Source organism: Staphylococcus sp. NAM3COL9, from assembly GCF_001431205.1.
In the GTDB taxonomy this organism is placed as follows: domain Bacteria; phylum Bacillota; class Bacilli; order Staphylococcales; family Staphylococcaceae; genus Staphylococcus.
The window spans coordinates 598,918-624,796 of the sequence record NZ_LGPC01000011.1; the positions used below are offsets into that span (position 1 = coordinate 598,918).

At 33.2% G+C, this 25,879-nt stretch carries 21 protein-coding genes; 6 read left to right on the forward strand and 15 right to left on the reverse strand.

Annotated elements, in window-relative coordinates; all coding sequences use genetic code 11:
- Nucleotides 1-22 precede the first annotated feature (22 nt).
- Nucleotides 23-1,141: a citrate synthase gene (locus ACA31_RS05820; protein ID WP_057512411.1), complete on the reverse strand. Its 1,119-nt coding sequence runs from the start codon at nucleotides 1,139-1,141 to the stop codon at nucleotides 23-25.
- A 355-nt stretch (nucleotides 1,142-1,496) separates the two neighbouring features.
- Here ACA31_RS05820 and ACA31_RS05825 point away from each other — a divergent pair, with 355 nt between their 5' ends.
- Nucleotides 1,497-2,840, forward strand: coding sequence for an amino acid permease (locus ACA31_RS05825; RefSeq protein WP_057512412.1), 1,344 nt, complete (start codon nucleotides 1,497-1,499; stop codon nucleotides 2,838-2,840).
- A 246-nt stretch (nucleotides 2,841-3,086) separates the two neighbouring features.
- Here ACA31_RS05825 and pyk read toward each other — a convergent pair whose 3' ends face one another.
- The 8 genes from pyk to ACA31_RS05865 all read right to left on the reverse strand — a co-directional run bounded on the left by pyk (nucleotide 3,087) and on the right by ACA31_RS05865 (nucleotide 15,213).
- The gene (gene pyk, locus ACA31_RS05830; protein WP_057512413.1) at nucleotides 3,087-4,847 is read right to left on the reverse strand and encodes a pyruvate kinase; all 1,761 of its coding nucleotides are present in this window, start codon (nucleotides 4,845-4,847) and stop codon (nucleotides 3,087-3,089) included.
- A 20-nt stretch (nucleotides 4,848-4,867) separates the two neighbouring features.
- Entirely contained in the window at nucleotides 4,868-5,836 is a 969-nt protein-coding gene (gene pfkA / locus ACA31_RS05835; protein WP_057512414.1) for a 6-phosphofructokinase, read from the reverse strand.
- 515 nt (nucleotides 5,837-6,351) lie between these two features.
- Nucleotides 6,352-7,296 carry an acetyl-CoA carboxylase carboxyltransferase subunit alpha gene (locus ACA31_RS05840; RefSeq protein WP_057512415.1) on the reverse strand — a complete coding sequence of 315 codons (945 nt, stop codon included), beginning with the start codon at nucleotides 7,294-7,296 and terminating at the stop codon, nucleotides 6,352-6,354.
- Entirely contained in the window at nucleotides 7,289-8,155 is an 867-nt protein-coding gene (gene accD / locus ACA31_RS05845) for an acetyl-CoA carboxylase, carboxyltransferase subunit beta (RefSeq protein WP_057512416.1), read from the reverse strand. The genes ACA31_RS05840 and accD overlap by 8 nt, the downstream gene beginning before the upstream one ends.
- A gap of 80 nt (nucleotides 8,156-8,235) precedes the next feature.
- The gene (locus tag ACA31_RS05850; RefSeq protein WP_057512417.1) at nucleotides 8,236-9,468 is read right to left on the reverse strand and encodes an NAD(P)-dependent malic enzyme; all 1,233 of its coding nucleotides are present in this window, start codon (nucleotides 9,466-9,468) and stop codon (nucleotides 8,236-8,238) included.
- 255 nt (nucleotides 9,469-9,723) lie between these two features.
- Nucleotides 9,724-12,927, reverse strand: a complete 3,204-nt coding sequence (locus ACA31_RS05855; protein ID WP_057512418.1) for a DNA polymerase III subunit alpha — start codon at nucleotides 12,925-12,927, stop codon at nucleotides 9,724-9,726.
- 21 nt (nucleotides 12,928-12,948) lie between these two features.
- A complete protein-coding gene (locus ACA31_RS05860; protein ID WP_057512419.1) occupies nucleotides 12,949-13,884 on the reverse strand; it encodes a DHH family phosphoesterase in 936 nt (311 codons plus the stop codon).
- A 36-nt stretch (nucleotides 13,885-13,920) separates the two neighbouring features.
- Nucleotides 13,921-15,213 carry a DRTGG domain-containing protein gene (locus tag ACA31_RS05865; RefSeq protein WP_057512420.1) on the reverse strand — a complete coding sequence of 431 codons (1,293 nt, stop codon included), beginning with the start codon at nucleotides 15,211-15,213 and terminating at the stop codon, nucleotides 13,921-13,923.
- Nucleotides 15,214-15,441: 228 nt separating this feature from the next.
- Here ACA31_RS05865 and ACA31_RS05870 point away from each other — a divergent pair, with 228 nt between their 5' ends.
- A complete protein-coding gene (locus ACA31_RS05870) occupies nucleotides 15,442-15,855 on the forward strand; it encodes a universal stress protein (protein WP_057512421.1) in 414 nt (137 codons plus the stop codon).
- A 215-nt stretch (nucleotides 15,856-16,070) separates the two neighbouring features.
- Here the strand turns inward: ACA31_RS05870 and ACA31_RS05875 are convergent, their stop codons facing one another.
- Nucleotides 16,071-16,760, reverse strand: coding sequence for a metal-dependent hydrolase (locus ACA31_RS05875; protein WP_057512422.1), 690 nt, complete (start codon nucleotides 16,758-16,760; stop codon nucleotides 16,071-16,073).
- 206 nt (nucleotides 16,761-16,966) lie between these two features.
- On the opposite strand from ACA31_RS05875, the gene ACA31_RS05880 reads away from it, so the two are divergent.
- Entirely contained in the window at nucleotides 16,967-18,019 is a 1,053-nt protein-coding gene (locus tag ACA31_RS05880; protein WP_057512423.1) for a M24 family metallopeptidase, read from the forward strand.
- The gene (locus ACA31_RS05885; RefSeq protein ID WP_057512424.1) at nucleotides 18,016-18,645 is read left to right on the forward strand and encodes a copper homeostasis protein CutC; all 630 of its coding nucleotides are present in this window, start codon (nucleotides 18,016-18,018) and stop codon (nucleotides 18,643-18,645) included. Before ACA31_RS05880 ends, ACA31_RS05885 begins: the two co-directional genes overlap by 4 nt.
- Nucleotides 18,646-18,989: 344 nt before the next feature.
- Here the strand turns inward: ACA31_RS05885 and ald are convergent, their stop codons facing one another.
- Entirely contained in the window at nucleotides 18,990-20,138 is a 1,149-nt protein-coding gene (gene ald / locus ACA31_RS05890; RefSeq protein ID WP_057512425.1) for an alanine dehydrogenase, read from the reverse strand.
- Between the two features lie 141 nt (nucleotides 20,139-20,279).
- Here ald and ACA31_RS05895 point away from each other — a divergent pair, with 141 nt between their 5' ends.
- Together ACA31_RS05895 and ACA31_RS05900 are read left to right on the forward strand one after the other, a co-directional pair.
- Nucleotides 20,280-20,783, forward strand: a complete 504-nt coding sequence (locus ACA31_RS05895) for a universal stress protein (RefSeq protein ID WP_057512426.1) — start codon at nucleotides 20,280-20,282, stop codon at nucleotides 20,781-20,783.
- Nucleotides 20,784-21,045: 262 nt separating this feature from the next.
- A complete protein-coding gene (locus tag ACA31_RS05900; protein WP_057512427.1) occupies nucleotides 21,046-22,218 on the forward strand; it encodes an esterase-like activity of phytase family protein in 1,173 nt (390 codons plus the stop codon).
- Between the two features lie 133 nt (nucleotides 22,219-22,351).
- On the opposite strand, the gene ACA31_RS05905 is transcribed toward ACA31_RS05900, so the two are convergent.
- The 4 genes from ACA31_RS05905 to ACA31_RS05920 all read right to left on the reverse strand — a co-directional run bounded on the left by ACA31_RS05905 (nucleotide 22,352) and on the right by ACA31_RS05920 (nucleotide 25,872).
- A complete protein-coding gene (locus ACA31_RS05905) occupies nucleotides 22,352-23,551 on the reverse strand; it encodes an acetate kinase (protein WP_057512428.1) in 1,200 nt (399 codons plus the stop codon).
- An 86-nt stretch (nucleotides 23,552-23,637) separates the two neighbouring features.
- Entirely contained in the window at nucleotides 23,638-24,585 is a 948-nt protein-coding gene (locus ACA31_RS05910) for a class I SAM-dependent methyltransferase (protein ID WP_057512429.1), read from the reverse strand.
- A gap of 169 nt (nucleotides 24,586-24,754) precedes the next feature.
- The gene (gene tpx / locus ACA31_RS05915; protein ID WP_057512430.1) at nucleotides 24,755-25,249 is read right to left on the reverse strand and encodes a thiol peroxidase; all 495 of its coding nucleotides are present in this window, start codon (nucleotides 25,247-25,249) and stop codon (nucleotides 24,755-24,757) included.
- Nucleotides 25,250-25,338: 89 nt separating this feature from the next.
- Entirely contained in the window at nucleotides 25,339-25,872 is a 534-nt protein-coding gene (locus tag ACA31_RS05920) for an RDD family protein (RefSeq protein ID WP_441296191.1), read from the reverse strand.
- Between the last annotated feature and the right edge of the window lie 7 nt (nucleotides 25,873-25,879).

The following is a 25,879-nucleotide window of genomic DNA, read 5'->3' on the forward strand; positions in this document are numbered from 1 at the left end:
GCACTAAAAATGATTACACTTATTATCTTTTTTCTATTGGTTCATATTTTCTATCTGTTTCGCCAATATATTCAGCTCTTGGACGCATAATTCTGTTATCTCTATATTGTTCTAAGATATGTGCAATCCAACCAGAAGTTCTACTTACTGCAAAAATTGGAGTAAATAAATCATGCTCAATGTTCATACTATGATAAACTGTTGCACTAAAGAAATCCACATTGGCTATTAAGCCTTTTTCTTCTTTCATTTTATCAGCAATTTTAACGGAAATATCAAATAATTGACTTTGACCTGTTTCTGCTGTGATTTTTCTACTCATTTCTTTTAAGTATTTCGCTCTTGGATCACCATCTTTATACACACGGTGTCCAAAGCCCATAATTTTTTCATTATTTTCAATTTTTTTATCGATGTAATGATCAACGTCATCAATTGATTTCACTTCAGATAGCATGCTCATGACACGTTCATTTGCACCACCATGAAGTGGACCTTTTAATGAACCAACTGCAGCAACAATACCTGAATACATATCAGATAATGATGAAACAGCACATCTTGCTGTAAATGTTGAGGCATTCAACTCATGATCTGCGTGTAATACAAGCGCTTTATTAAACGCTTCAACTTCGATATCTGTAGGTAATTCTCCTCTTAACATATATAAGAAATTTCCTGCATAATTTAAGTCGCTATTTGGTTTTACAACCTCTTTACCTTCTCTAACTCTTGCATATGCTGTAACAAGAGAAGCTATTTTAGCTTGAATACGTATCGCACGCTCCATTGTCTGTTCATTACTTTCAGTTTCAGCATGTTCATCAAAATGGGCAATATAAGATACAGATGTTCTTAACGCTGTCATTGGATGCACATTACTAGTAGCGTATTCTTTAAAGTGATTATACACTCTAGGGTTTAGTGTCATGTATTCAAAAAGCTTTTCTTTTAATTCTTTTAATTCTTTTTCATTAGGTAATCGGTAGTGCCATAACAAGAAGACAACTTCTTCAAACTCAGCATTTTGAGCTAAATCATCAATATCATAACCTGCATATGTTAATTGACTATCAATGATAGAACTTACTTTAGTTTGAGATGCAATTACCCCTTCTAAACCTTTTTGTAACTCTGCCATATATAAATTCCCCTTTTCTATTTCGTTATGAAATGGCTTTCATTAACCATTATATCCAACTTCGTCTCTTTTGTGAATATTTAAAGTTTAACCCTCTTGCCAAAACACTAAGAAATAAGTATTTGTTTATATACCCTTAAACACGCCATAATATGAAATGGTGTTATAACTTCATTTTAGTATGGAAAGTCTTACAGTTCAATTTTTATTACTTTTCATTTGGTTATCATTATTAATAACTAATTATTAATGTAGTTTTATCCTTAATTTTTTTACGATTCAGTTAAATAACAGTTGTAATATTTTAAAGACAGTTGCATAATAATAAAACGACAAAATGAAGGAGTAGTAGATTATGTCAAACAATGAATTACAGAGAGAACTAAGCAGTCGGCATATCCAACTGATTGCAATTGGTGGCGCAATTGGTACAGGTCTGTTTTTAGGAGCTGGTCAAACAATCGCGTTAACTGGCCCTTCTATTTTACTTACATATATCATCATTGGTTTTATGCTATTTATGTTTATGCGTGGCTTGGGAGAAATGCTTGTAACAAATACTAATTTCAAGTCTTTCGCAGATGTCACGAATCAATATATTGGTTCATTTGCGGGTTTTGTGACTGGTTGGACTTATTGGTTGTGTTGGATTATTACTGGTATGGCTGAGGTAACTGCGGTTGCAAAATATGTAAGTTTTTGGTTTCCTCACATTCCAAATTGGATCAGTGCTTTGTTCTGTGTACTTGTACTTATGTCACTTAATTTATTAAGCGCTAAACTATTTGGTGAGTTAGAATTTTGGTTTGCAATCATTAAAATTGTAACGATTCTCGCTTTGATTGTTGTTGGTGTAATTATGATTATTATGGCCTATGATACACAATTTGGCCATGCTTCGTTATCTAATTTATACAATAATGACATATTCCCTAAAGGGATTAATGGATTTTTAATGTCATTCCAAATGGCTGTATTCTCATTTGTGGGTATTGAATTAATAGGTGTTACTGCAGGTGAAACTAAAGATCCGACTAAAACCTTACCGAAAGCAATTAATAGTGTACCTTTGCGTATATTAGTCTTTTATGTAGGCGCATTAGCTGTGATCATGTCAATCATCCCATGGGAGGCTATCAATCCTGATGATAGTCCATTTGTTAGATTATTCGCGTTAATTGGTATTCCATTTGCAGCAGGCATTATTAATTTCGTTGTACTAACTGCAGCGGCATCTTCTTGTAATAGCGGTATTTTTTCTAACAGTCGTATGCTCTTTGGACTTTCTAATCAAAAACAAGCACCACTTTATTTTGCATCAACGAATAAAAATGGCGTTCCGCACATTGCAATATTTGTCTCCTGTGCTTTACTGATGATTGCAGCTTTATTAAACTATATTGTACCGAATGCAACACTCGTCTTCACTTATATCACAACTGTATCTACAGTGTTGTTTTTAGCTGTTTGGGCGTTAATCATTGTTGCTTACATCAATTATACTAAACGTAACCCAGAAGCTCACAAACAGGCTAATTTTAAATTAGTAGGTGGTAAATATATGGGTTATATCATCTTAATATTCTTCTTGTTAGTATTTTGTTTATTATTCGTAAATGCAGTTACGAGAACAGCAGTATTTTTAACTCCGATATGGTTCGTTGCCTTAAGTATAATGTACCTAAGATATAAAAAATAGCACGTACTCAAGATAAATAAAAAAGAGCGTTTCAAAATGAACTATCCATACATATTGGTTCGCAAGCAATGTGTATGGATAGTTTTTATAATGATTAAAAACATGAGTACTTAATAACCTTATATAAAGTTGGGTTAAAATTAAAAAAGAGAGTTAACTGAATTTTAACTTCAGTTAACTCTCTTTTACTTTTAGTAATTTAAATAGGAATTTACAACTACTTATTAGTTTATATTCGTAATTCTATTATAGAACGTTAGCATAACCTTCGAAGATTTTACCTTGATTTGCATCAATAGTAACTAAAACATCATTTTGTATTTCTTTAGTTGCGTTTTCAACACCAACAACTGTAGGAATACCTTTTTCTAAACCAATAATTGCACTTGGTGAAGTAATGCCATTTTCTTCTGTGATTAAACCAATTGCATTTTCGATATAAGGTACAAGTGTTTCGTCTACTGAAGACGTTACAATAATAGTTTCAGATAAATCTTTACCTTCTAACTCACTTGCATTATTAACAACAAGTGTTTGACCAACAACCGAATTTCTACCAATACCTTGGCCTTTTGCAAGTTCATCTCCTACTAAATGCAATTTCATCATGTTAGTAGTACCTTTTTCACCTGTTGGCACACCAGCAGTGATAATAATTAAATCACCATTTTGAACTTTTTCTGTTTCAACTGCAGTAGCTACAGCATTATTTAATAATGCATCTGTAGTTTTACGTCCTTCTTTAATTACTGGGTGAATTCCCCAAACTAGCGCACATTGGCGTGCAGTTTCTGGATTAGGTGTTACTGCGATAATGTCTGATTGAGGACGATATTTAGAAATCGTACGTGCAGTTGAACCACTTTCTGTAGCAGCAACAATTGCTTTTACATTTAAGTTTAATGCTGTATGTGCAACTGAAACACCAATTGCATTAACTAGTGACGTTTCTACTAATTTAGTGCGGTCTGATAATAATTTTTTATAATCTTGTGCACCTTCAGCAGAAACTGCGATATTACGCATTGTTTTAACTGCTTCTTCAGGATAAAGTCCAGCAGCTGTTTCACCAGAAAGCATTACTGCATCTGTACCATCATATATTGCGTTGGCAACATCACTTGCTTCGGCACGTGTAGCACGTGGGTTTCTTTGCATAGAATCAAGCATTTGAGTCGCAGTAATAACAGGTTTACCTAATTTATTACATTGTCTGATTAGATCTTTTTGCACCATAGGTACTGATTCTGGTGGAATTTCAACACCCATGTCACCGCGTGCAACCATTAAACCATCTGAAACTTCAAGAATACCTTTGATATTATCGATACCTTCTTGATTTTCAATTTTAGGTATAATACTGATTGTTGTATTTTTTTGTGCTTCAAGTAATTTACGGATATCTAGTACATCACTTGGACGACGTACAAAACTAGCTGCGATAAAATCAACGCCTTCGCTAATACCAAAATTAATATCTTCAGCATCTTTATCAGTAATACCAGGTAAATTTACTTTAACGCCTGGTAAGTTAACACCTTTTTTATTTTTTAATTCGCCAGTGTTTAATACATCACAAACAACTTCACCATTATCTTTGTCGATACGTTTAACTTGCAATTCAATTAAACCATCATCTAATAAAATATATGACCCTTCTTCTACATCATTGATTAAATTATCATAAGTTACTGAGAATTTTTCAGGTGTACCTTCTACTTCTGTCATGCTTACTATGACTTCAGTATCTCTTTTAAGTTCAATACCGCCATCTTTCATACTATGTGTACGAATTTCAGGTCCTTTAGTATCAAGTAAGATTGCAACAGTTTTATCTAATTTTTTAGATACTTTGCGAATCGAATCAATTCTTGCTTTATGTTCTGCATGATCACCATGTGAAAAGTTTAAACGGGCAACATTCATTCCGGCGTTCACTAATTTCTCAAGCATTTCTTCCGATTCTGACGCTGGTCCAATAGTACAAACAATTTTAGTTTTTCTCATTAATAATGCCTCCAAGTATTTTATATAGATAATTCATTTGTTAATTCATAAGTTTCAAAATCGAACTCATGTTGATCTGATCTAAATATTTCTTCAAATGGTGTATCAGTTAATTCATTATTACGAATACCTACTCCGATAGCAGTTTTCCCTTGTAATAATAAATCTACTGCATGACCGCCTAAACGTGACGCTAACACACGATCTGCTCCGCTTGGGCTACCACCACGTTGGATATGACCTAATACAGAAACACGGGCATCAACATTAATATACTTAGTTAACTCTTGTGCGCATGCCTCTCCAGACATACAACCTTCTGCAACCATGACGATTGAATGTTTTTTGCCTCTTTTTATACCATTATCGATTTTTTCAGCTACATCTTTAATGTCTGTTTCTACCTCTGGAACGATAATTGTTTCTGCACCAACCGACATACCTGCCCATAATGCTAAATCTCCACAATTACGTCCCATAACTTCTATAATAAAGGTTCTAGCATGACTCGATGCTGTATCACGGATTTTATCAACGCAATCAATAATCGTGTTTAATGCTGTATCAAATCCAATTGTAAAATCTGAACCATTAATATCATTATCAATCGTACCAGGTATACCAATTGTCTGGATTTCTTCACATTCTTCACTTATACGTTGCGCGCCTTTGTAACTACCGTCTCCACCGATAACTACAAGACCTTCGATTCCTCTTTTACGTAAGTTCTCTATACCTTTCTTACGCATTTCTACTTCTTTAAATTCAGGACATCTTGCTGAATATAAAAAAGTGCCCCCGCGTTGAATTGTATCCCCTACAGAACCGAGTTCAAGCTTTTCGATATCATCGTTTAATAAACCTTGATAGCCTTGGTAAACACCATAGACTTCAATGTTATTAAAAATCGCTTTTCTAACTACAGCTCTTACAGCTGCGTTCATGCCTGGAGAATCTCCACCACTTGTCAACACTGCAATTTTTTTCATGACGACAAACCTTTCTAACATGTATTTCTTATTCTAAAAATACCATAAATTATACAATGGTGCCATTAAAATGAGGATTTGTGCCGAATGTAAACGTTTTAAATTAATCTAGACTATTAAATTTTATATAGTAAGCGTTTACTATGATTTTTCGGCAAAAATGAAATGAGCGTTCTTTTGTATTTACCTTTAAATTATATTTCTTAAACAATACATTTATTGTTTAAATAAATATAGGGTATGGCAAGGAAGTAAGACAGAAATCAAAAAATTAATTTCGTAATCTCGCCTCCATAAGTTATACAAGTGTTGAAACGCTTGCATAAGAACTGCTTGGCATCATATATAATGTAGCAGTTCTTTAAAAGCTTGAAACAAGTGCGTTTATATATCAAAGCGCTATTGTTAATATAACATTTGGTCTACTCAATCTACTTGTCTATAACTATAAAAAATAGCTGTGAAGAAATCTATCGTCATAGATTTCTTCACAGCTAATCTTAGTGTGTTTATTATTATTCGTGATATGATCCAATATTTCTAAATTTTGCATATCGGTCATCAACAAGTTTTTGTTTACTTAGCTGACTTAATTCTGATAAATAATATTCAAAACCTTTTTTGATATTTTGTGCTTGGATTTCAACATCATGGTGTGCCCCACCTAATGGCTCTTTAATTACATCATCAGCTATATTGAGTTCACGTAAATCTTCAGCAGTAATCTTCATTGTTTCTGCAGCAATTTTTGCGAGATTGCTGTCTTTCCATAACAGTGCAGACGCACCTTCAGGTGAAATAACTGAATACGTACTATTTTCAAGCATCAATATACGATTTGTAATACCTAAACCTAAAGCTCCGCCACTACCGCCTTCACCAATCACAATAGAAATGATTGGTACTGTTAACGAAGCCATTTCGACTAAGTTTCTAGCAATAGATTCACTTTGCCCACGTTCTTCTGCTGCTTTACCTGGATAAGCACCTTTAGTATCGATAAAAGTAATAATAGGTCGATTGAATTTTTCTGCCTGTTTCATCAATCTAATTGCTTTTCTATAACCTTCTGGATGTGCCATACCAAAATTACGATAAATATTATCTTTGGTGTCTTTACCACGTTGTTGTCCAACTACAGTAACTGCTTGGCCATTCAAATAACCAATACCACCAATCATTGCAGGGTCATCTCTGTAATTCCTATCACCATGAAGTTCCATAAATGAGTCAAATATATAAGGTATGTAATCTAAAGATGTAGGTCTTTCTTGTAAACGTGCTAATTGCACACGATCCCATGGTTTAAGGTTTGTATATACCTTTTCAGTCTCTCTCTCTAAAGAAGCTTCAAGCATATCAATTTCTTCTTGCAGATCTACATCATTCTTCTCTTGAGATTCTTTTAATGATTCGATTTTATTTTCTATTTCAAAAAGCGGCTTTTCAAAATCAAGCATTTGTTTTCACCTCTTGGTGCATTTTTAAGATACTAGATAACGTTGCTTTCATTTCTTTTCTATGTACTACTTTATCTAATTGGCCATGTTCTAATAAAAATTCTGCAGTTTGGAAATCATCTGGTAATTTTTCATTAATAGTTTGTTCAATGACACGTCTCCCAGCAAATCCAATTAACGCTTTGGGTTCACTAAGATTGATATCACCTACAGAAGCAAAGCTTGCAGAAACACCACCAGTAGTTGGATTAGTAATGTAAGAAATATACAATAACCCAGCATCCGCGTGTTTCTTCAATGTCACACTCGTTTTACCCATTTGCATTAACGATATGATACCTTCTTGCATCCTAGCTCCGCCACTTGCTGAAAATAAAATAAATGGCAAACGATTTTCAATACAATGCTCAATAATTCTACAAATTTTCTCGCCTACTACAGAACCCATGCTGCCCATTCTAAATCTAGCATCCATAACAGCAACACCATAACTTATACCTTCTAAATTTGCCGTTCCAGTTACTACTGCTTCGTTTAGCTCAGTTTTTTGTCGATCTTTTTGGATTTTTTCTTCATAACTTGGGAAGTCCAATGGGTTTGCTGAGGTCATGCCACTATCAAATTCTTTAAATGTACCTTCGTCAGAAATAGCTTCAATACGTTTATAAGCTGTAAGCGAAATATGATGATCACAGTTAAAACAAACGTTTAAGTTTTCAGCTAATTCTTTCGTATACATAATTTTTTTACATTTAGGACATTTCGTCATAATACCTGCTGGAACATCACTTTGTTTTGAATCCGATACGGTCACGTACTTTTTCTTTTTACTACTTCTATTGAAAAAATCTTTAAACATTGGTAAACCTCCACATAAATATCGCAATCTTTCTCTATACTTAACTGTAAGTTACGTATTGAGTTCAGTATTAACGAATATTATTTATCTAAATCTGTTAATTTCATTGTCTTTTCATAAATTTCCTCTGGATTCACATCACTTCTAGCAACACCAGACTCCATCGCTGCTTTTGCAACTTCTTTTGCGACTGACGGTGCTACACGCTTATCAAACGGTCCAGGAATACAATAATCAGGGTTCAATTCTTCTGGATTAATTAAATTAGCAATCGCTTCAACCGCAGCCTGCTTCATTGCCTCATTAATTTGCGTTGCTTCTACATCTAAAGCACCTCTGAATATACCTGGAAATGCTAAGACATTATTAATTTGATTTGGAAAATCTGAACGACCTGTACCTATTACTTTTGCACCTGCTGCTTTAGCAACATCTGGCTGAATTTCTGGGTCAGGGTTTGCCATAGCAAAGATAATAGGATCATCAGCCATAGATTCAACCATCTCTTTTGTTAATAAATCTGCAACAGAAACGCCTATAAATACGTCAGCATCTCTAATGACATCATTTAAGCTACCCTCAATTTTTTCTCTATTAGTCCACTTAGCTACGTATGCTTTTGTATCATTCATACCGAAAGCGCGTCCTTCAAAAATAGCACCTTTAGAATCACACATAATCATATCTCGAACACCATAAGAATATAATAATTTAACGATAGCCATACCAGCTGCACCAGCACCATTGAGAACGACCTTAATGTCTGATAAATCTTTATCCACTATTCTTAAGGCATTGATCATACCAGCTACTGTTACGATTCCTGTACCATGTTGATCATCATGAAATACTGGTATTTTAGTTTCTTTTTTTAAACGCTCTTCAATTTCAAAACAGCGTGGTGCTGAAATATCTTCTAAGTTAATGCCACCATAATTCGGTTCTAATAATTTCACAGTATTAACTATATCATCTGTATCTGTAGTATTTAATGCAATAGGTACACCATCGATACCAGAAAAGCTTTTAAATAGTACTGCTTTCCCTTCCATTACTGGAATACTCGCTTCAGCACCAATATTGCCTAATCCTAAAACAGCTGTGCCATCTGTTACAACAGCAACAGTATTGCCTTTCATGGTATACTCAAAAACTTTTCTAGAATCTTCATGTATTTCTTTACAAGGCTCTGCAACACCTGGTGAATAAGCTAAACTTAATTCTTCTTTATTGGTAACTTGGACCTTTGGTGTTACTTCCAACTTACCTTGATTTCGTCTATGCATTTCTAATGCTTCGTCTCTCAATGTCATGTAAATCTACCCCTTTACATTCAACTAGTATAAAAATCAGTTCATATATATTTTTATTACAATCTAACTCAAATTACAAATGATATTACTAACAAGATGTCGATTTCACTCATAAAGTTAATATTTGTAATAAAAATATATAGATTGATTTGACATTAAATAATTATTAACTTTAATTTAGTTAAAATTAAAACTGACGGCAAGTTTATCCTTAACCATCAGTTTACTATACCATAGTTCATAGCGCTATTAAAGTTAAATAATTCTTATATCCCGAGGTGAAAAGCGTTGTATAAATGTATTTAATAAGTCGTTATCCCGTGTGATATACCCTAGAGTTTTGAACTTATTTTGCTTTTCTTGGAAATATTTAACTGGAATATTATTGCTGTTTTCTGTTTGTGTTAAAAATTGCTTTAATTCTGTTTCATCGCTAAGGTTTCTAATCACAATTTGTTTCGCATGTTCAAATGTACTAACTTCGAATGCATCAACCGTCTCTAATTGATTAATAATAAGCTGCTTGTTATTATTTCTATTTTCAAATTTACCTTTTATGATGACTGTTTCATTCGTTTTTAAATCTGTTTCATATTTTTTGAATGCATCTGGAAAAACGACGCCCTCCAAGCTATTAATTCCATCATTCAGTGTTACAAAAGCCATATTCTGACCGTTTTTTGTACGTATACGTTTAGTATTATCAATTTGAACAAAAATCGGTTGATAATCTCGTGCATTAGTGAGTTTATATATACCAAGGTATTGTTTTTGTTCGAAGGCTTTTTCGACAGGATGCGTTGAAACATAAAAACCTAAATATTCTTTTTCGTAATCACTCAATACTTTATCTGGCAATTCCTCTTTGTCTTCATATGTTGCTTTAGGAGTTAATACATCAAATATAAAGCCGTCTTGTTCAATATCAGATGAGCTATCAAGTACTTGATCAATTGATTGGAGTAGCGTAGCACGGTTTTTGCCAAAGGTGTCGAAAGCTCCTACTAATATGAGCGCTTCAAGTAATTTTCTGGATTTAATCCTTTTAGGGATTCGTCTAGTGAAATCAAAAAAGTCTTTGAAATGCCCATTCGTTATGCGTTCATCAACAATTAACTTAACGCTTTGATAACCTACACCCTTAATTGCACCAATTGACAAGTATATACCTTGTTTAGTTGCTTTATAGAACCAGTGACTTTGATTAATGTTCGGCGTTAAAATATTTATTGATTGGTGCTTTGCTTCGTCAATAATTTGTGCTGTCTTCTTCTCGCTTCCAATAGTATTGCTCAAAATATTAGCGTAAAAATAGTTAGGGTAATGTACTTTTAAATAGCTCATAATATAAGCGATTTTAGAATAGCTTACGGCATGGGCACGTGCAAATCCATAGTCTGCAAATTTTAGAATCAAATCAAATATTTGCTTACTTAAGCTTTCATCATAGCCATTTTTTATAGCACCCTCCACAAAATGGTGACGTTCACTTTCTAATACAGCACGGTTCTTTTTACTCATCGCACGTCTTAAAATATCCGCTTCTCCATAACTAAAGTTTGCGAACTTACTGGCAATTTGCATGATTTGTTCTTGATAGATGATAACGCCATAAGTGTTACTTAATATCGGCTGTAAATCACTATGCAAATATTGTACCTTCGATGGATCATGTCTTCTCGCAATATAGGTAGGTATTTCCTCCATTGGACCCGGTCTGTATAAAGACGTTACAGCTACAATATCTTCAAAATGTTCTGGTTGTAATTTTTTCAATACATTTCTAATACCATCTGATTCTAGTTGGAAGATACCTGTAGTATCACCTTGTGACAACAATTGAAAGACTTGGCTATCATCAAAAGGTATTTGTTCTATATCAATATATGTATTCATGTCTTTTTTCACTTGTTTCACAATTTGATGAATAATGGATAAATTCCGTAAACCTAAGAAGTCAATCTTTAGCAAGCCTATTCTCTCTGCTTCCGTCATTGTCCACTGTGTTAATAATCCAGTATCTCCTAATGTCAACGGTGCATATTCATATAATGGATGATCATTAATAATGATACCTGCAGCATGTGTTGAGGTATGACGAGGTAAACCCTCTAATTTTTTACTAATTTCAAACCATCGTTCATGCCTATGATTTCGGTGTACAAACTGTTTAAAATCATTTTGTTCATAAGCTTGATCCAAAGTTATACCTAGCTTGTGTGGTATTAATTTAGAAATTTCATTTAAAGTTATCTCATCAAATCCCATAATTCTACCAACATCTCTAGCTACTGCTCTGGCTAGCAAATGACCAAACGTTACTATACCTGCAACGTGATTATCTCCATACTTTTCCTGAACATATTGAATAACTTTATCTCTGTGCGTATCTTCAAAATCAATATCAATATCCGGCATCGTTACACGTTCCGGGTTAAGAAAACGTTCAAACAGTAAATTATATTGTATGGGATCGACCGTAGTAATGTTTAATAGATAACTTACCAGTGACCCTGCAGAAGAACCACGGCCCGGTCCTACTAACACATCATGTGTTTTCGCATAATATATTAAATCACTTACTATAAGAAAGTAATCTTCAAATCCCATACGAGTAATGACTTGATACTCATGAACAAGCCTTTCTCTATATGTTTCCAATTGGTTATAATCTAAATTGAGTTGACTTAAGTTTTCTTGTAATATTTGCCATAAATAATCTTTTGATTGTTGATTATTAGGCGTTTTAAATTTAGGTAATAAAGACTGATGATATATCATTTCAGCCTGACATACTGCTGCAAGTTGATTTGTGTTATCCAATACTTCCTTACTTAAATGAAGTGTAGTCAAATCGTTATCATCGTATAAATGTGCATCATAATCTGGTTGTTCACTCACTAAATCTAATTTAGCGTTATCCCTGATTGCAGCGAGCGCAGTAAGTGTCCCAGCATCTTGTTGATTAAGATAACGTGTACTTTGCGCCCAAACCATTGGTAATTCCAATGTTACTTCACTCGTATGATTCACATAAACATGTGTTTCGTCAGTAAATTCAGCTACAATAGCTTCATTTGATGATGATACATCTTTAAAAATAACAGCAATATGCTGTAGATATTTTTTCAGCCACTCTATAGGTGTTTCCGTTTTTCCTTTCATTTTTATAGCAGACGACAACTTAAACATATCTTTTAGCCCTTGCTCATTTTGCGCTAGCACTATCGTTTCCACTGACTCTAAACCATCTGTCACAAAAATTGTCATACCGAAAATAGGATGAATATTTGCTGCAATACACGCGTCATAAAATTGTGGATAACCGTATAAGACATTTGTGTCTGTAATCGCTAGCGCAGTATACCCTTCTTTAGCGGCCTTAGCCACAACATCTTTTATTCTCAAACTAGAATGTAACAAGTCATATGTTGTATGAATATTTAAATGCGTAACCATCAGCAAACACCTCCTATATACTTATAACTTATTATTTAAAGCTTCAGCTAATGAATTAAATTCGTTCCAGTTAGCAACAGAAACACCTGATGCATTTGGATGACCTCCACCACCAAATTCACTTGCAATCTCATTAATTACAATGCCTTTTGAACGGATGCGACATCTTATTTCAGAACCTTCATCCACAGCAAAGACCCATATTTTCAACCCTTGAATATCCGCAATCGCATTTACAAATAATGAAGCTTCGTTTGCCGCAATATTAAACTGCTTAAGTACATCTTGTGTGATAATTATTTTACAAAATCCATTTTCATCTAACTCAAAGTTCTGTAATACATACCCTTGGAATGGTAAGAGTTTCGGGTCTTTTTCGCCCATTTTATTAAGTTCTTCATTATGCTTAAATGGATATTTAAGTAACTGACTTGCTACTTCCATCGTATGCGATGTCGTATTATTGAATAAGAAACGCCCTGTATCACCAACGATACCTAAATAAAGTACACGTGCAACAGATGCATCTATCACAGTTGTGTCATTAAAATGCACAATAAAGTCAAAGATAATTTCACTTGTGGAAGAAGCTTGTGCGTTCACATAATTAATATCACCATATTGATCTACTGCAGGATGATGGTCTATTTTAATTAAAGAACGACCTTTATTAAAGCGTTCATCACTAATCCTTGGTGAATTAGCCGTATCACAAACAATCACTAGTGCGTCTTTGTATTGTTCATCTGTAATTTCGTCAAAAGTTCCAATAAAATCTAACGAAGGCTCTGACTCTCCAACTGCATATATGTTTTTATCTGGAAATTTTAATGTTAAATAATGTTTCAAACCAAGCTGTGAACCATAAGCATCTGGATCGGGTCTGACATGTCTATGTATAATAACTGTTTCAGCTTCGTTAATTTCACTCATAATTTGATTGAATTCTTTAGTCATTTATATCTTCCTTTTCATTAGTTATATAAAATTCGTTTAATCTATCATCTGGCAGATAATCATTGCTTTCGCGACATGATGTTCATCAGTAGACATTGTCACTTCTAGTTTAGCAAAGTTTCTCCCTACATCTAACATATCATAATGTACATCAATTTCTGATTCGATTTGAACTGTCTTAATATATATGATGTTCAAACTTTCTATCATCACTTCAAGTTTTTTTAACTTTCTCATTTCATAACGTACTGTTTCTTCAATTATAGCGACGAATACAGCTTTACTTAAAGTACCATATTGATTCGTTAATAGCGGTGTTGTTTGTACTTGAATGCCATTATTTGTAATGTTGATGTGTTTTGCAATTTGATCATTAATAGTTTCACCCACTTGAGGTTGTCGGCTTAATAATTGCATCGCTGTCAATACATCTTTTCTAGTTATAACACCTATAAGTTTCTTGCTAGCTGTAGTAACTGGTAACAGTTCTATGCCTTCCCAAATCATCATATGGGCACAATTTGCTACCGTGGTAGTTAATTGGACATTTATAGGAGACTTCGTCATAAACTGAGCTATTGTGTCATAATCATCCATTTTAATAATTTCTTTGCTCGTAATAATACCTACTAGTTTCCACTGTTCATCAATAACTGGAAATCTTGAATGTCCAGTAGCTCTTGCTTTTTCTTTATAATCAATCAACTTCATATTTTCGAAGATTACTGTGCTTTCTTTTACTGATTTCACAATATCTTCAACGACCAATATTTCTTTACGAATCATTTGATTATACATTGCTCTATTAATGATGTTTGCTACTAGGTATGTATCATAATTAGAAGAAAGTATAGGTAGATCATGTTCATCCGCATACTTTATAATTTCATCAGAAGTTTTAAAACCACCTGTAATCAGCACCGCACTTCCTCTTTTTAAAGCTGCTAATTGAACATCTTTACGATTACCTACAATCAATAATGTATGCGTACTTAAGTATTTTACTACATCGTCAATCTCCATCGCACCTATAGCAAATTTTGTAAGTGTTTTAATTAAACCGTTTCTGCCACCTAATACTTGACCATCTATAATTTTTACAATTTCACCAAATGTAAGTTGCTCAATTTGCTCGCGGGTTTTCTTTTCTATACGAACAGTACCTACGCGATCAATTGTTGCTACCAAGCCAATTTGACCAGCGTCTTTAATTGCACGATATGCTGTACCTTCAGATACACTTAAATCTTTCGCTACTTTTCTAACAGAAATTTTTTGTCCTACTGCTAGAGATTCTATATATGATAAAATTTGCTCATGCTTTGTCATTTAAATAACCTCATTTATATTGAACAGTTTCTATGCCATTATAACTTCTTATATATAAAATTGCGATGTAACAATTCAAATTATGGTAGTTTATAACTTTATAATGTTGAATCGCACCTTTTAAATAATATAAATAATTCTTTTTAAGAAATTAATATGTAATATGTTATTTTATAATTGGATTTATCAAGAAAATTTGATTAGAATGATATCAAGGAGGGATGAACAATGTTCAAAAATATTTTACTTGGTGTAGATACAACACTTACTAACGAAAAAGCACTTAAAGAAGTATCAAAATTAGCCGGTGAAGGAACAACGGTCACTATTTTAAATTCAATTAGTGAACAAGATGCACAAACTTCAATTAAATCTGGTGTTCATTTAGATAAACTAATTGAAAAGCGCAGCAAAGGACTTGAACCTACACGTAAGGCTTTAGATGAATATGGTATCAAATATGATGAAATTATCGTTCGTGGCAGTGCCAAAGAGCAATTAGTTAAACAGGCTAATAGTGGCAAATATGAAATCGTCGTCCTCAGTAACCGCAAAGCTGAGGAGAGGAAAAAATTTGTCCTTGGTAGCGTCAGCCATAAGGTGGCTAAAAGAGCAAACATCCCTGTTCTTATTGTAAAATAATATGAAACTCAAAACCTTTATATTAATTCGAGTTTAACGACAAAACAAGCCTAACGCACAAATGCATTGGGTTTGTTTTTTGATTTATATTCTAAAAAACACAAAATATAAATGAATACTTTGAATTTTTCTTACAAAAACATAAAAATGTCGACAAAATAATAAAATTTTGTCGACATTTTTAATTTATTACAAATTCTAAGTCCTTAAATATTTTAAAACTTAACTGATTCTCCAGGTTTTAAAATTTGCACCTCTCCTACTGTGACAGCAGATTTAAATGTATTTGGATCTTGTTCAATCAATTCAAATGTATTGTAATGTATAGGTACAGTGATTTTAGGTTTAATAAATGTGTTGATTGCATAACTTGCATCATCAATACCCATAGTAAAGTTATCACCAATAGGTACAAAACAAACATCGACAGGATGACGTTCTGCAATTAATTGCATATCGCTGAATAATCCTGTATCTCCAGTATGATAAACTGTTTTGCCTTCAACTTCTAAAATAATACCCATCGGCATACCAAGATAAACCGGAATACCATTATCGTCAGTTAAACTTGAACTGTGAAAAGCTTGTACAAATTTAACTGTACCAAATTCAAATTCAGCTTTACCACCAATGTTCATTGGTCTTACGTTTTCAACATTTTTATTTGTAGTTAAATAATTCCCCAGTTCTGCTGAACCTATTACAGTTGCATTATTTCTATTAGCTAACTCGACTGTATCTCCGAAATGGTCACCATGACCATGCGTCAAAATGATATAGTCTACTTCTAAAGTATTTGCATCTAAGTCTGACTGGCCATTGCCAGTAATAAATGGATCTACAATTACTTTTTTACCGTTCGCTTCGAAATAAATAGTTGATTGTCCATGAAATGATAAGTTCATTATATAAATTCCTCCCATAAATCTATTTATTTACTACATACCACATTAATACCGTTATATAACATCTCTATGCATTTTATATAACGCTTTTAAGCTTATTTTAAAACATTTAGCTAAAACAGCATCATTATAATATTTTATTTTTGAATTCCGTAATGAACTAACATAAACTTAGATTGATAGTATTTTTAGGAGGATGATGATAAATGAAATTAGAACAGATTACCACAGAATTAAAATCACAACAAGCTGGAGCAGCATGGATTACAACACCATTAAACATTTTTTACTTTACAGGCTATCTAAGTGATCCTCATGAACGTTTACTCGCATTATTAATCAAAGAAAATGGTGAACAAGTATTATTTTGTCCACAATTAGAAGTTGATGAAGTAAAAACCTCTCCTTTTGAAGGCGAAGTAATTGGATATTTAGACACAGAAAATGCATTGGATAAATATACGTTCACTGTAAATAAATTATTAGTTGAAGCTGAACATTTAACAGTAAAACGTCAACGCGAACTCGTTGAAGCATTTAACGTACAAACTTTTGGTGATATTGATCAAACAATTAAAGACTTGCGTAATGTTAAAAGCGAAAATGAAATTGCTAGTATCCAAAAAGCATGTGAACTTGCTGACAAATGCATTGAAATCGGTGTAGACTTTTTAAAAGAAGGTGTCACGGAACGCCAAGTTGTCAATCATATTGAGAATGCAATAAAATATTACGGTGTGAATGAAATGAGTTTCGATACAATGGTACTCTTCGGCGATCACGCTGCTTCACCACATGGTACTCCTGGTGATCGTCAATTACAAAAAGATGAGTATGTATTATTTGATCTTGGTGTTATTTATAACAATTATTGTAGTGATATGACTAGAACCATTAAATTTGGTGAACCAAATGACAAAGCTCAAGAAATATATAATGTTGTTTTGAAAGCTGAACAAGAAGCGATTGCAGCAATCAAACCAGGCGTTACAATTAAAGATGTAGATGATATTGCACGTAACATTATCAGTGATGCAGGTTATGGTGATTATTTCCCTCATCGTTTAGGTCATGGATTAGGTTTAGAAGAACATGAGTATCAAGATGTTTCTAGTTCAAACACTAACCAATTTGTTGCTGGAATGGTTGTCACTGTTGAACCAGGCATATACGTTCCTGGCGTTGCAGGTGTACGTATTGAAGACGATATTTTAGTAACTGAAGATGGTAATAAAAGTTTAACAGGTTACGAAAAATGATAAAAGAAGCGGTTGTAGAATCGATTCAACAAGTTGAACAAGCAATTAGCAATGGTGCCAATCGTATAGAATTATGTGATAATTTAAGTGTTGGAGGTACGACACCTAGCATTGGAATGATTGAAATCGCAACAGAAATTTGTCATACCAATGCTGTTGAAATCGCAGTAATGATCCGCCCTCGCGGTGGTGATTTCGTATATAATTTATATGACTTTGAAATCATGCAACGAGACATGAAAGCAATCAAGCAACTCAACGTAGATTACTTTGTATTCGGATGTTTAACAAAGGATAATGTTTTAAATGAATGGCAAATGAAGACTTTAAAAAACCTAGCACTACCTGTTCCGTCCGTATGTCATATGGCATTTGATGAAATCCATTTGCATGGTCAAATCAAAGCGCTACACCAACTGATTGATATTGGCTTTGTTAGATTACTAACACATGGTGGCCCTTCAGCCACTGATATTTTCGATAATTTAAATCAACTCGGCAAGCTTGTGGTTAATACAGATGGGCGTATCGAAATTATGCCTGGTGGCGGGTTGAATAAAGATAATTTGCAAGATTTAATATCTTCTTTCCCTTTCCAAGAAGTGCATGGTACAAAAATCGTTTAAAACATTTCATTCATAGTTTAACTGCCTAAGACTTAAAATCTTATAGACTCAATAAAACAGGCTAGGATATAAATAGGCATTCTTAAAATAAAATGACTAATCCGTTTTCAATGGATTAGTCATTTTTCATCTCTAAAGTCTTACGATTTTGAAAGAACTGAATCTGAACCAAACACTACTAGCTCTATAACAGCACTAGACATAATGTAAAAAAATGCCGACAAAGTATCTGACTTTGTCGGCATTTTGGAGTAAGGTACATAAACACATGTCATACTCCCATTTTTATTTACATCAATTTAATACAACTAATTCATTATGGTTGAGTTGTATTATAGGTATTTTTATTTTAATGCACTTTCAATATCTTTATATGATAACTTTAAAGCACTTTCAATATCTTTATATGATAAGTTTAATGCATCTGCAACACCTTTATTAGTTAATTCACCATTAATCGTACTTAAACCTAAAGATAATGCTGGATTATCTTGTAGTGCTTTTAAATAGCCTTTTCTAGCTACTTGTTGCGCATATGGTAACGTTGCATTGTTTAATGCGATTGTTGACGTACGTGGCACTGCACCAGGCATATTAGCTACTGCATAATGTACTACGCCATGCTTTTTATAAGTTGGGTCATCGTGTGTAGTAATACGATCTGTTGTTTCAAAAATGCCACCTTGGTCGATAGCAATATCAACAATCACTGCCCCATCTCTCATTTGTTTAACCATTTCTTCAGTAACAAGTTTTGGCGCTTTTGCACCTGGTATAAGTACTGCACCAATGACTAAGTCACTGTTTTTAACACATTGCTCTATGTTTAATGGGTTTGACATAATTGTATGTACTTGACCACCAAACAAGTCTTCTAATTGTTGTAATCGTTTAGGGTTAACATCTAAAATTGTAACATCAGCACCTAAACCTAAAGCAATTTTCGCAGCATTTGTACCAGCTTGGCCACCACCAATTATACTTACGCGTCCTTTTTCTACGCCAGGTACGCCACCAAGTAGAATACCCATACCGCCTTTATATTTCTGTAAGAACTCAGCACCAATTTGAGCAGACATACGACCTGCCACCTCACTCATTGGTGTTAATAATGGTAAAGAACGATCTGGCAATTGCACTGTTTCATAAGCGATACTAATTACTTTGTTTTCTAATAAAGCTTTAGTCAATTTCTCTTCATTTGCTAAATGTAAATAAGTAAATAAAATTAATCCTTCTTTAAAGAACTGGAATTCTTCTTCCAATGGTTCTTTAACTTTCATAACCATATCTACGTTCCATACTTCAGCTTGTTCATTTACAATTTTTGCACCAGCTTCAGTATAATCCACATCTTCAAAATAAGAGCCTAAACCAGCAGAATTTTCAACAATAACAGTATGACCTTGCTCAACTAATGCATGCACACCACTTGGAGACAAACTCACCCTGTTTTCGTTGTTTTTAATCTCTTTAGGAATACCTATAATCATTTCATCCACCTCCAAATTTATAGTAACGTGTATTCTATGAAAGCGCAATCAAAGTTTAGAGTACTTTTACAACAGTGAATTGTGTTAATATTCTGTAAATGGTGGTATAATATATGTAAGAAGAATAAGGAGGTCATTGATATGCTAACTTATAAAAACATTTTAATTGCGGTAGATGGTTCACACGAGGCTGAATGGGCGTTTAATAAAGCTGTAGATGTTGCAAATCGTAACGAAGCAAAATTAACAGTTGTGAACGTCATTGATTCACGAACATATTCATCATACGAGGTTTATGATGCACAGTTCACTGAGAAATCTAAAAATTTCTCTGACGATTTGTTAAAAGGTTATAAAGATGTTGCGACAAACGCTGGTATTAAAGATGTTGAAACTCGCTTAGAATTTGGTTCTCCGAAAGCAATTATTCCCAAAAAATTAGCGACTGAAGTAGAAGCTGATTTAATTATGTGTGGTACTTCTGGTTTAAATGCTGTAGAAAGATTTATTGTTGGTTCCGTATCTGAAGCAATCGTACGCCACTCACCTTGTGATGTGCTCGTTGTACGTACTGAAGAATTGCCAGCAGATTTCCAACCACAAGTAGCAACAGACGAACTTAGATCACAACACCAAGCTCACTAAAAATATACTAAATTAATTTTATAAAAATGATTTAATTACCTTTAAAGACTAAACAAAGATAATTAGTTTATTTCGTTAGGATAGCTTGTTCATGTATTTAGAGCAATCTATCCTTTTTAATATTTATAGAAATGAACATACCAAGTTATATTATACATTCTAAGTGATTTTTACAAACTCCTTATCAAAACTTCATATGCACTTTAAACAAAACATATATGATTGAAGTTGAAAAGCATAATGAAAGGAGTATGAACAACTTATGAAACCAATGCATAAAGCACTTATAACAAGCATGTTTACATTATTCATTTCGAGCTCAACATTACATAGTGAAATAATTGCTTCAGAAAAAGACGATTCAACTCGTACCGCAGGTCACCTCAAATTAATAGATACTAAAATCTTACCGTTTGATAAAACTTACAAAGATACGAAAGTTGGTGGATTGTCTGGTATAACGTATGACCCTAAAAATGATAAATGGCTACTTATTAGTGATGATCGTTCAGAACACAATTCAGCAAGGTTTTACGAAGGTGATATTGACTATAATAGCAACGAATTCAAAAGCATCAAATTCAATGACGTGCACAAATTGAAACAACCGAATGGCAAAGATTACATCAATAAAGAACAATATAAGAACAACAATAATAATATTGTTGCTGATCCAGAATCGATACGGTTCGACCCATATAATAATGAGATTCTATATACTAGTGAGGGAGATCGTTCGTTAGGATTAAATCCATTTATTCGTAAAGCAACTGAAGATGGAGAATACTCAGCTGAAATTCCTATTAAAGATACAATAAAAATGGACAAGCAAAATAAGAAAGGTTTCCGCAATAATCAAGCTATTGAAGGTAGCACTTTCTCTCAAGATGGAAATACATTGTGGACTTCTATGGAAGGCCCCCTATTACAAGATGATAAAAAACCAACTCCTGAATCGGGCGCCTTAACACGCATCACACAATATGACCGCGAAGGCAACATATTATCTGAATTTGCATATCCTCTTGATGCAATTCCTAAAAATCCTGGCAAAGACAAACAAGCTAATAATGGGATTACAGAAATATTAGCCATCAATGATCACGAATTCCTTACTTTAGAGCGTGCATCTGTACAAGAGGAAGATGGCTCATTTAATAATTATGTACGTATATATAAAATTGATGTTAGTAAAGGTACCGATATTAAAGATATTGATTCACTCAAGGAAACAAACACAAAATCTCTAAATAAAACACTGGTTGCTGATTTAAATGAACAAGACATTGGTAAAGTTGATAACATTGAAGGTATGACTTTTGGTAAAAAACTACACAATGGTAATGACAGTCTAGTATTGACAGCTGATAATAATTTTAATGAAACGCAACAATCTCAAATCATTGTTTTTGAGGTTAAACCAGAGAAAAAATAATCCATTTAATCAATTGATTGACAATATAATAAAAACACCCATTCATTAGTTCTTCTAAAGAATGGGTGTTTTTAATCTAAGTACAAATATTTATAACTTAATATTATTTAATGAACCTGGGTTTACTTCCAGATTATTTAGTGTTTCCAAAGTTAACAACATCGCGAGCAATCATTACTTCTTCATTTGTAGGAATAACGATGACTTTCACAGGTGAATGTGGGTAATTAATGAAACCTTCAGATCCATGAATCGTTTCATTTTTTTTAGCATCCCAATAAACACCCATAAACTCTAGACCTTCTAAGACTTTTGCTCTTATAGGATCAGAGTTTTCACCTACACCTGCTGTGAACACAATGACATCAACACCATGCATACGTGTCGCATATGATCCAATATATTTATGGATACGAGATGCAAATACATCAAGTGCTAATTGGGCTCTTTGTTTACCTTCTTTAGAATCTTCAATGATATCTCTTAAATCACTTGAAGTACCCGAAATACCTAATAATCCTGATTCTTTATTTAATGTATTTAAAACTTCTTCAGCATTTTTACCAGTTTTTTCCATTATGAATGGAATTAAAGCTGGATCAATATTACCAGAACGTGTGCCCATCGTAACACCTGCTAATGGTGTGAAGCCCATAGATGTATCTACAGATTCACCACCATCAATAGCAGCGATTGAAGCACCGTTACCAATATGACATGAAATAATGCGTAATTCTTCAATTGGTTTCCCTAAAATTTCAGATGCACGTTGCGAAACATATTTATGGCTTGTACCATGGAAACCATATTTACGAATTCCGAAGTCTTCATAATATTGGTACGGTAAGCTATATAGGTACGATTTCTCCGGCATAGTTTGATGGAAAGAAGTATCAAACACAGCAACATGAGGTGTCTCTGGTAAAAGTTTTCGGAATGCACGAATTCCCATTAAATTTGCTGGGTTGTGTAACGGAGCTAATTCACTTAACGATTCAATTTGTTTTTCCACTTCATCTGTTACATAAATTGAAGTTGGGAACAATTCACCACCATGTACGACACGGTGTCCTGTGCCATCAATATCATTAATACTTTCAATGATTCCATGATTTTTAAAGCTTTCTAACATAATATTTACTGCCACTTCATGATTAGCAATATCATTTGTATCAGTGATTTTTTCCCCGTTCACTTCAATAGTGAAGATAGAATTTTTTAACCCAATACGTTCAATTAGTCCCTTAGTAACAACTTTTTCTTCCGGCATTTCAATAAGTTGAAATTTCAGTGATGAACTACCAGCGTTAATGGCCAAAATTAATTTTGACATAAGCTTGTTGCCTCCATTTTCAATTAAGTTTTAATATACCTATCTATTTAATCATTAATACAGTTTATTTTCAAGAATAATACAGATTAATTTCCAGGATGATTTTCTTCCATCCACGCATTTAAATCTTGTAAAAATGCTTGGAATTGTTGAGGACTTTTGAAATCAGGAATGTTAGCTAACAAAACCTCTACTGGTTTAGTAACGTTTGTTTCTTTTTTCTGTAGCACAAGTATAGATTTGCGTGCCTTTTCATTTTTAAATAATGTTGATGGTAGATTTAAAAATGCTTGCATTTCTGTCTCTGTAGCAATGAAGTTTTGTAACTGTTTCACATTTGAACCTTCGAATATATTACTTGGAACAACTAAAAATGCAAATCCTGATTGTTTTAAGGCAACAACAGCCTGTTCAATTAATAAAAAGTGTGAAAAACTGTGACCTTCTTTAAATCCTAAAGCCATTTCCTTACTTCTCTCATCTGCCGGATAATAGCCAATAGGTAAATCACCAATAACAACATCTGCATCTTCAAAAGGTAATGGCATTATTGCATCTTGAGGGTAAACATCAAATGGTATTTCTAAAAAATTGGCTAAATGAACGCTGACTCTTGATAATACTGGATCAACTTCTATAAGATGATGCATCACCGTATGTTCTGTTAATACTTCATGTACAGACGCACTTAGATGACCTGCCCCACTTGCGATATCTGCAACATGTAATTCTTCTTTGTTTTTTAAGAAACGTTGAGATAAAAATCCTAAAATCAAGCCAATAGTGTCTGGTGTAATTTGATGATTAGCTTGGATATCTTCTTTTTGCATTAAGCTTAAGTAAGCAAATTGAAATGCTTTTCTTCTATCCTGCAGTGTAGCTTGTTCTAACAAATCTCTTTTACTTGTATAAATATGTTCCATTGCTAGACCTAAGTTTTCAATAAAACTTTGACCATTATTTTCATTTAAAGCTTTAGCTTTTTCGTCGAGTGTTTGGAATAACTTTTCCATTACTGTTTCTTCTTGTGTCATTTAATAGTCCTTTCTAAAAAAACTGTCCATAATTTGTTTGAAATTAAGTCAGTTCATGCTAACTTATATTACCAAATAATTATGGACAGTATACTTTATAATGTCAATGATACTGTTTGATTGTTTAACTTCAAATCAAATGACAAATTTTATATTACATATATTTAATTTAAATAGTACGATATGCTTCTAAAGCAGCATCGAAGTCGGGGAAATCAGTGCCTTCAGAAACAACTTCAGTATATACTACTTTATTATTTCCATCTAAAACAAAAACTGAACGTGCAAGTAAACGTAATTCTTCCATAACTACGCCATAATTTTTTCCAAATGAAAGTTCTTTATGATCACTTAAGGTAACCACGTTATCTAAGCCATTTGATGCACACCATCTTTTTTGTGCGAATGGTAAGTCAACAGAAATAGTTAACACGACGCCATCTTCCTGCGCTGCTTCTTCGTTGAATTTGCGTGTTTGTTTATCACAGACACCTGTATCAATAGATGGTACTACACTGATTAATTTCTTTTGACCATCATAATTTGATAAAGTTACTTCATTTAAATCATTGTCTAACACTGTAAAATCTGGTGCTGTTTCACCTTTTTTTACTTGTGATCCTAATAATGTAATTGGTTCTTGTTTAAATGTAATTTGCGCCATTTGAATGCCTCCTATAAAAAGTGCTTACTAGATAATTATAACTGTTTAAACTGATGAAATAAACTTTAAACCCTTTGAATGGTGACAATCTACTTCAAATAAAACAATTTTTCAAATTTATTTTTTATTACGACTGTATCAGCAAAATAATCATGTATACCTTTGTGTTTATCTGTAAATATTGTTACTAAATAAGGTAAATTAGCAAATACACCACTTATAATGCGACCAATCCATTCTCTAAATAATACATCTACCCAAGTTAACGGTTGTCTATCTGTACGTTCCACTCTAATATTTAAAATCATTTTACCAATAGTTTGTTTAAAATATTTCGTTAATAACACAAAATACAAATAAAATACAAGTACGTTTAATACGTGACCTACACTAAAATAATCAATCCACAACCTAGCACTATCTATATGTGTGAAATGATAAATTGGCTTCAATATAATACTTTGAATACCAAAAATAATAAGTAAATCAACGAGAAAGCTACAAAATCTTATACCAAACCCCGCATATAGTGCTTTGGCTAATTGATGATGAGCAAGCGCATCTGACTCTGTTTGAGCTTCCTTTGAATCTGCAACCGAATGTGCAGTATAATCTTGTTTCATATTGTCC